General features: G+C 70.4%; 5 protein-coding genes. 2 read left to right on the top strand and 3 right to left on the bottom strand.

Annotated features, from left to right (window positions below; translation table 11 throughout):
- Positions 1 to 420 precede the first annotated feature (420 nt).
- The gene (locus ACXJKQ_RS27240) at positions 421 to 2,451 is read left to right on the top strand and encodes a M23 family metallopeptidase (RefSeq protein WP_457108799.1); all 2,031 of its coding nucleotides are present in this window, start codon (positions 421 to 423) and stop codon (positions 2,449 to 2,451) included.
- Positions 2,452 to 2,460: 9 nt separating this feature from the next.
- Here ACXJKQ_RS27240 and gluQRS read toward each other — a convergent pair whose 3' ends face one another.
- From gluQRS to ACXJKQ_RS27225, 3 genes are read right to left on the bottom strand one after another with little or no spacing between them, the layout of a single operon-like run.
- Positions 2,461 to 3,324 carry a tRNA glutamyl-Q(34) synthetase GluQRS gene (gene gluQRS, locus ACXJKQ_RS27235; RefSeq protein ID WP_457108798.1) on the bottom strand — a complete coding sequence of 288 codons (864 nt, stop codon included), beginning with the start codon at positions 3,322 to 3,324 and terminating at the stop codon, positions 2,461 to 2,463.
- A gap of 52 nt (positions 3,325 to 3,376) precedes the next feature.
- Positions 3,377 to 3,658, bottom strand: a complete 282-nt coding sequence (locus ACXJKQ_RS27230) for a hypothetical protein (protein ID WP_457108797.1) — start codon at positions 3,656 to 3,658, stop codon at positions 3,377 to 3,379.
- Between the two features lie 46 nt (positions 3,659 to 3,704).
- The gene (locus tag ACXJKQ_RS27225) at positions 3,705 to 5,735 is read right to left on the bottom strand and encodes an ATP-binding protein (RefSeq protein WP_457108796.1); all 2,031 of its coding nucleotides are present in this window, start codon (positions 5,733 to 5,735) and stop codon (positions 3,705 to 3,707) included.
- Positions 5,736 to 5,942: 207 nt separating this feature from the next.
- On the opposite strand from ACXJKQ_RS27225, the gene ACXJKQ_RS27220 reads away from it, so the two are divergent.
- On the top strand, positions 5,943 to 7,586 hold the full coding sequence (locus ACXJKQ_RS27220; RefSeq protein WP_457108795.1) for a GMC oxidoreductase: 1,644 nt from the start codon (positions 5,943 to 5,945) through the stop codon (positions 7,584 to 7,586).
- The last annotated feature ends 398 nt before the right edge of the window (positions 7,587 to 7,984 follow it).

Below are 7,984 nucleotides of genomic sequence, written 5' to 3'. Positions count from 1 at the left end.
AATCATAACTTGTCAAAGATCACCCCAGTCTCCCAGGGCTCATCAAAGGCAAACAGAAAACCGCCCGGCAATCCCGCCGGCCAATCCCGCCGCTTGTCAGAAGATGGCTCAGCGCCCGGTCCACTCCCGCGGCCGGCGCCGATGAGCCGGGGTATAGATCCACCATTCCGGGCCGTCAACGCCTTTCTGAAAAAACTTCGCCCTGACTCTTCCCCCCTCCCCTCTCGCGTGGCCGGTGTCGGAGGGAGGTGTCCGCGCGCGCGGACGCATCGCGCGATGTCGCGCCTCAATCTCGACACGCTGCGCCGTGAGATGGATCCGTCTGGCGCGCCGGTCGCGCCCGGCTCGGCTAGAGTCCCGCCGCGGATTTCCGGATCCTCCAGGCAGGCCCCATCGCCTTCGTCTTCTCAGGGCCTTCGAGTGAAGCGCGAGCGACTCAAGATCGGCGACGTGGCCGCCCTTTCCCCCGGACGCGGGGTTCAGGAGCCCCTGAATCACCTGGGCGCTACCGCGACGCAGATCGACCGGCGTGCCGTCAACCTGCGCTGGCTCTGCGCCAGCAGCCTCACCGGGCTGACCGGCGCCGGTCTGATCGCGGCGGCGCTCCACGTTTCCCTGCAGGGCGACATCTCCTTCGCGGCCATCCCCGAGAAGGCGACGATCGTGCCCCGGCCTCAGCCGAGCGAGAGCGGCGCCAACATCGCCCGGAAGGGCGACCGACTCGTGCGCAACCTGATGATCGCGTCGGCCAAACAGAGCTTTCGTGCGCCGGTCACGGTCCGCCTCGGGGATCGCGAGATCATCAAGGCCAAGGCCTTCGTCCGGCTGAGCACACCCCTGTCGATGACCACCGGCGTCTACGCAGGTGAGCCGCCGCGTTTCGATCCGATGAAATTCGTCTCCGACGAGCCGTTGGAGCGCGCGCCCGACGCCTCTGCCGATGCCCCCGGGGCCGAGGTGACGGTGGTCAAGCGCGACCTCGCCGACGCGTCCGTGGACGCCAACGCGCCAGCGCTCACCGACGACGACGTCACCGCTCAGGTCGAGGAGGAGCGCCGGATCGCGGCCGAAGCGGGCCGTCGCGCCGCCATTCCGATCGCGCCCCAGATCATGCTGTCGCGGACGCTCCAGCAGGGCGCGGCCGGCGATGGTGACGGTGCGGCGCCGAAGGATGCAAATCCGTTCAAGTCCATCGAGGTGCTGGTCGTCCCCGAGAACGTCACCAAGGTCGCGAAGGTCGAACTGAAGCCGAATGAGGCGCCGCTCGTGGAGGAGCGTGATCTCGCCCTGAAGCGCGGCGAGACCCTCGAGACCACGCTCAAGGCCACAGGTGTTGCCGGCGACGACGCGATCCGCGGCATCGTCGCGGCGCTTGGCGGCAAAGCCCGCACGGCTGCGCTCAGCGAGGGCCAGCCGATGCGCGTCCAGGTCGCCCCAGGACCCCGTCCGGGCGATCCGCGCCAGGTCACCCGCGTGGTGCTCTACGGCGAGAACGGCATTGAGGGGATCGCCGCCCTGAACGACCGGGGCGCCTTCGTCTCGGTGGCGCCCCCCGCCGAGGAGGCGCCCGCCGCCAAGCCGCAGCCCCAGGCCGAGGCCGACGCCGGTGACGACGAGGACGCGGATTCCGGTTCCGGGCCGCGCCTCTACCAGAGCCTCTACGAGACCGCGGCCCGACACGACCTGCCGCGGGCCACCGTCGAGGACATCGTCCGGGTGTTCAGCTACGACCTCGACTTCCAGCGCCGCATCGGCAGCGGCGACGGGCTCGACGTGTTCTACAGCTACGACGACGAGGCCAGCGCCGACCGGCCGGACTTGCTCTACGCGGCGCTCACGCTCGGCGGCGAGACCCGCAAGGTCTATCGGTTCCAATCTCCGGACGACGGCACGATCGACTATCTCGACGACCAGGGCCGGTCCCTCAAGAAGTTCCTCCTGCGCAAGCCGATCGCCGAAGGCATCATGCGCTCGGGCTTCGGCTATCGGCGCCACCCGATCCTCGGCTACGCCAAGCTGCATACCGGCGTTGACTGGGCGAACCCGATCGGAACGCCGATCATGGCGGCGGGCAACGGCGTGGTTATCCGGTCCGAGATGACCTCGGGTTACGGCAATCGGGTCGAATTGCAGCACGTCAACGGCTACGTCACCACCTACAACCACATGTCCCGGTTCGCCCGCGGCATCCGCGAGGGCGTCAAGGTCCGCCAGGGGCAGATCGTCGGCTATCTCGGGTCCACCGGCCTCTCGACCGGCCCCCACCTCCATTACGAGGTGATCATCAATGGCCATTTCGTCGACCCGATGAAGATCCGTGTTCCCCGCGGCCGGGAACTCGACGGGCGGCTGCTCGCCGAGTTCAAGCGCCAGCGCGAGCAGATCGACGCCACCATGCAGAAGTCGAAGAGTGCCACGGCCCTCGCCCAACGCGATGCGGCCGTGCGCTGAGGCGCGCCTTCAGGCGAAGCCGAGACGGGCGCGGATGCTTTCGGGCGTCTCGCCGGCGTGCCGCAGGTCGGCGAGGGATTGCGAGCCGCGCGACTTGGCGAGCTTCGCGCCGGCGGGATCGCGCAGCAGACGGTGGTGATGATAGCGCGGCCTCGGCAGGCCGAGCAGATCCTGCAGGAGCACGTGCAGGTCGGTGGCCGCCTCCAGGTCACGGCCGCGGACCACGTGGGTGATCGCTTCCGCGGCGTCGTCATGGACCACGGCGAGGTGGTAGCTCGTCGGCACGTCCCGGCGGCCGATCACGGCATCGCCCCAGCGCAGCGGATTGGCGGTGATCCTGCGCTCGCCGGTCTCGTCGAAGGCGAGGTAGGCGTGTCCGCGGGAGGCGCAGCGCAGGGCGGCCGCCATGTCGAGGCGCCAGGTATGCGGATCGCCGCGGGCGAGCCGTTCGGTCACCACCGCGGGGTCGGCGTGACGGCAGGTGCCGGGATAGAGCGCTGACCCGTCCGGATCGCGCCGCGGGCCGGCACGCGTTCCGATCTGCGCCCGGATCTGCCCCCGCGAGCAGAAGCAGGGATAGGCGAGCCCGCGGCCGATCAGGCTGTCGAGGGCGGCGCGATAGGCCTCCATGTATCGGGACTGACGCCGCACCGGCTCGGGATAGGTCAGACCGAGCCAGGCGAGGTCGGTGACGATCGCCGCGACGAGGTCCGGCTTCGAGCGTTCGGGGTCGATGTCCTCGATCCGCAGGCGGCAGAGTCCGCCCATCCGGGTCGCGAGCTCGGCATTGAGCAGCGCCGAGTAGGCGTGGCCCAGGTGCAGACGACCGTTCGGGCTCGGCGCGAAGCGCAGGACGGGCACAGTGAGGCTCATGGGCCATCGGGGCGATGCCCGCAGACGGGCGGCCGTCCGCGGGCGTGCCGGGTCACCCGTCGCGGCGGCGCAGGCATTGCGGGGTGCCGGGCTGGCAGGCGATGCCGGGCAGCGAGCAGGCTGGACCCTCGGCGAGCCGCTGACAGACCATGCAGCCGTCGCTCCACTCGAGACAGGTCGGATCCTCGGCCAATGCGCGAGCCGGCGCCGGGTGATGGGCCGGCGCCAGGGCGCCGATCAGCACCGTGGCGATCACCAGAGCGGCCACGCCCCAGGCAGCGAGCGCGCCGCTGGACGAGCGCGGAGCGGGCGGCAGGGGGTGGGCTGTCGACATGGGCGTCCTGTTGGCGCGGGATGCGCCTGTCTGTCAACGCGCCCGGTCATGCCGCCTGGGCGGAGCGGCGCTCCAGCAGGGCCGGGAGGACCTTCAGGTTGAGCGGCTTGGCCAGGAATCCATCGAAGCCCGCCGCCCGGGCGGCGATCTCGTCCTCGCGGCCGGCATTGGCGGTGAGGGCCACGAGGTGGAGCCGCTCGGACCCACCCGACTCGGCCGCACGGATCCGCCGGGCGGTCTCGTGCCCGTCGAGGCGCGGCATCCGCACGTCGATCAGCGCCAGGTCGAACGGACCCTCCGTGTCCAGACGGTCCAGGGCCTCGATGCCGTCGACCGCATGAACCACCACGGCGCCGAGCCGCTCCAGCGCCCGGGTCGCCAGCAGGGCGTTGATGGGGTTGTCCTCGGCGAGCAGGACCCGCAGGCCGCTGCCGGTTCGCGACGGCGTCGCGGGCGGGACGGTCGCGGTCTCGATCGGGCCGTCCGATGCGAGCAGGCGGTCGAACAGGGAGCGGGGGCGGACCGGCTTGATCAGATAGCCGTCGAACCCCGCCGCGCCGGGGGCGCCGAATTCGCGGCGGTCGAACGGCGAGAGCAGGACGAGGCTCGTGCGCACGCCGCAGGCGCGGGCCGCATCGGCGATCTGCCGGACCGCCGCGTCGCCCAGCGCCCGGTCGGCCAGAACCACGTCGAAGGCGGCGCCCGACAGGGCGTCGAGGCCGGAATCCAGGCTGTCGACGATCACGGTGGCGGCCCCGGCCCGGGACAGGCTGCGCGCCAAATAGGGCGCCTGAAAGGGGGAATCCGCTACGATCAGGCAGCGCCGCGCCGCGAGGGGCGGCAGCGGCAAGGGCCGGTCGCCCTCGGTGCCGGCGACGTCGGCCAGCGGCAGCGCCACCCGGAAGGTTGAGCCCCGCCCGAGGCGTGAATCGGCCTCGATCCGGCCACCCATGCGGGTCACGAGCCGCCGGGTGATGGCGAGGCCGAGGCCGGTGCCTTCATGGCTCCGGCTCGAGCTGCCGTCGCCCTGCTCGAACTCCTCGAACAGGATCGGAAGCCGGTCCTCTGGAATACCCGGGCCGGTATCTGCCACGGCGAGCACGACCTCGCCGCCGGCCTCGCTCCGGGTAAAGCCGAGGCTGACGCCGACGCCGCCGCGCTCGGTGAACTTGATGGCGTTCCCCGCGAGGTTGATCAGGATCTGCCGCACGCGGTCGGCATCGCCCACCACGGCGGCGGGAAAGTCCTCGGCGACGTCGAGGGCGATCTCGATCCCCTTGTCCTGCGCCCGCGGCGCCAGCAACTCGACGACGCCCTCCGCGAGCGCCGGCAGATCGAAGGGCTCATCCGCCAGATCGAGGCGTCCGGCCTCGATCCGCGAGAAGTCGAGGACGCCGTCGATCAGGCCGAGGAGGGCCTGACCGCTGGTGCGCACCGCTTCGACGTAGGTGCGCTGCTCGGGGTCGAGGTCGGTCCCGAGCACGAGGTCGGCCATGCCGAGGATGCCGTTGAGCGGCGTGCGCATCTCGTGGCTCACGGTCGCCAGGAAGCGGGACTTCGCCACGCTCGCCGACTCGGCCCGCTCCAGGGCGGCGTCGCGGCTGCGGATCGCCTCGACCCGCGCCGTCACGTCCCGGCCGGCCCGCAGCCAGTGCATCGCATCGCCGTGCGCCACCGGCATCTCCACGAAGGCGAACCAGCGCAGGCGGCCGTCCGCCGTGCGGACCTGCGCCTCCGTGCGGCGGACCCCATCCGGCCCGATCTCGACGGCGTGCCGGTCGACGATCTCCAGATCGGCCTGCGAGCCGATCAGCGCGATCGGCTCCTGTCCGAGCAGGTGGGCGAAATCCTCGTTGGCATAGGTGATGCGCCCGCGGGCATCCCGCTGGACGATGATCTCGGTGGTGGCGGCCACCAGAGCCCGGTAGCGGTCCTCGCTCTCGCTGATCCGCCAGATGCGATCCTGCAGCCGCTCGGCCTCGCTCTCCGCGCGCCGCGTCCCCCGCATCCACCAGACGCCCAGCGCCAGCAGGGTTGCGATCGGGAGCGCCAGGACAAGCGCCATCGTGTCGGTCATTCCGGCCTCCCCGGCGGCAGGCCGGTCCGGGGCAGGATCGCAGGCGAAGCTGAAGGCGGCGTTGGGAAAGGCGCTTAACCGGCGGTTGCCGGCATCGGCGGGTTTCCGCCGATGCCGGCACGGTGCGTCCGAAACACCGGAGCGGCGTGATCCGAACAACGGCTCGCGAGTTGCCTGCCTGGACAGAGGCCCGGACGGAGACGGCACATGCCCGGTGAGCACTACGACGTCATCATCGTCGGTTCCGGACCCGGCGGCGGCACGATGGCTTGGCGCCTCGCGCAGACCGGCAAGCGCATCCTGCTGATCGAGCGCGGCGACTACCTGCTGCGCGAGCCGCGCAACTGGGACAGTCAGGCGGTGATCGTCGATGGCTACTACCAGGCTCAGGAGACGTGGTACTCGTCCGACGGCAAGAGCTTCCACCCGGGCCTGCACTACTACGTCGGCGGGAACTCGAAATTCTACGGTTCGGTCCTCTTCCGCCTGCGCGAGAAGGACTTCTCCGAGATCCGCCACCAGGACGGCGTCGCGCCGGCATGGCCCGTGGGCTACGACGCCTTCGAACCGTATTATCAGGCCGCCGAGGAGCTGTTCCACGTCCACGGCCTGCGCGGCGAGGATCCGACCGAGCCGTGGTCGACGAAGCCCTACGCCCATCCGCCGGTCTCGCACGAGCCGCGGATCCAGGAGCTGTTCGACAACCTGAAGAATGCCGGCCATCACCCGTTCCACCTGCCGGTGGGCGTGCGGCTTGTGGAGAGGGAAGGCCGTGCGGTCCCGACCTCGCCCTGCATCAAGTGCGAATCGTTCGACGGCTTCCCCTGCCCCACCAACGGCAAGTCCGACGCCCAGACCATGGTGGTCGATCCCGCCCTGCGGGACTGCCCGAACCTGACCCTCCTGACCCGCACCTACATCGAGCGCCTCGTCACCGATCCGTCGGGGCGCTCGGTGACGGGGGTCATCGGAAACCGGGACGGTGCTCCGTTCGAGGCGTCGGCCGACATCGTGGTGGTCGCCTGCGGCGCCCTCTCCTCGGCGCTGCTGCTGCTCCGCTCGGCCAACGCGCAGCATCCGAACGGCCTCGCCAATGGGTCGGATCAGGTCGGGCGCAACTACATGCGACACAACAACTCGACCGTCCTGGCGATCTCGAAGGTCCCGAACCCCACCCGGTTCCAGAAGACGCTGGGCCTCAACGATTTCTACTTCGGCGATCCGGACCCGAAGGACGGCTGGGATTTCCCCCTCGGCCACATCCAGATGGTCGGCAAGTCGGACGGCGCCCAGATCCACGGCGAGGGCCTGCCCGGCTTCCTGCAATGGTTTCCCGACAGGCCCTTCGACTGGATCGCCAGGCATTCCATCGATTTCTGGCTGACATCGGAAGACGTGCCGCTGCCCCAGAACCGGGTCTACTATCGGGACGGCAAGGTCCATCTCGATCTCACCGAAACGAATCAGGAGGCCCACAGGCGGCTGCGGCACAAGCTGCGCGAGATCTGCAGCGTCACCGACGTTCATCCGCACCTGTTCGACCGGTCGCTCTATCTCGGCAAAAACGTCCCCATCGGCGGGACGGCCCACCAGGCCGGCACCCTGCGCTTCGGCGACGATCCCGCGACCTCGGTGCTCGACCGGGACTGCAAAACGCACGAGCTCGACAACCTCTACGTGACCGATGCCAGCTTCTTCCCGTCGATCGGCGCCGTGAATCCGACGCTGACGATCATCGCCAACGCCCTGCGGGTCGCGGACCACCTCGTCGCGCGGATGGGTGCACGGGACGCGATCCCGCCGCCCCGGCTGTTCGACCACACCGAGCCGCGTGCGCCGCTGTCGGCCTGAGGCGCGGCGGCTTGGGAGCCGGCGATCCGGTCCGTGCCCCTTTTCCTGCGGAGCCTCGAAGCGGACCTGGATGGCGAGCGCCAGGAATCGCGTTTGCGGCGGGAGGGCTCTTTCGGATCCGCGCGCCGCGCTCCGGCCCATCAGGATGTCGGCCTGTCCTCGGACATGGGTGATCGTCCCCGCGCGCCTGTTGCGCCGGGGGCATGGCCCAGGTGACGCGACGAGGGACGCGGGACGCCGCGGGAACCCTGTGTCGGCCATGATACGCGCGGGATCCGATCCCCGCGGCGCCCCGCGGCATCGACCGGGCGCCTCCCCCGGCCGGTGCCGTCTGTCTCGTCGCGGCGTCTTGCCGGCGCCCCGGTCCTGCGACTCCGTTTCAGCGGTCACCGGCGAGG

It is taken from the genome of Methylobacterium sp. P5_C11 (assembly GCF_054049775.1).
This window is presented reverse-complemented; position numbering and strand designations above follow the sequence as displayed.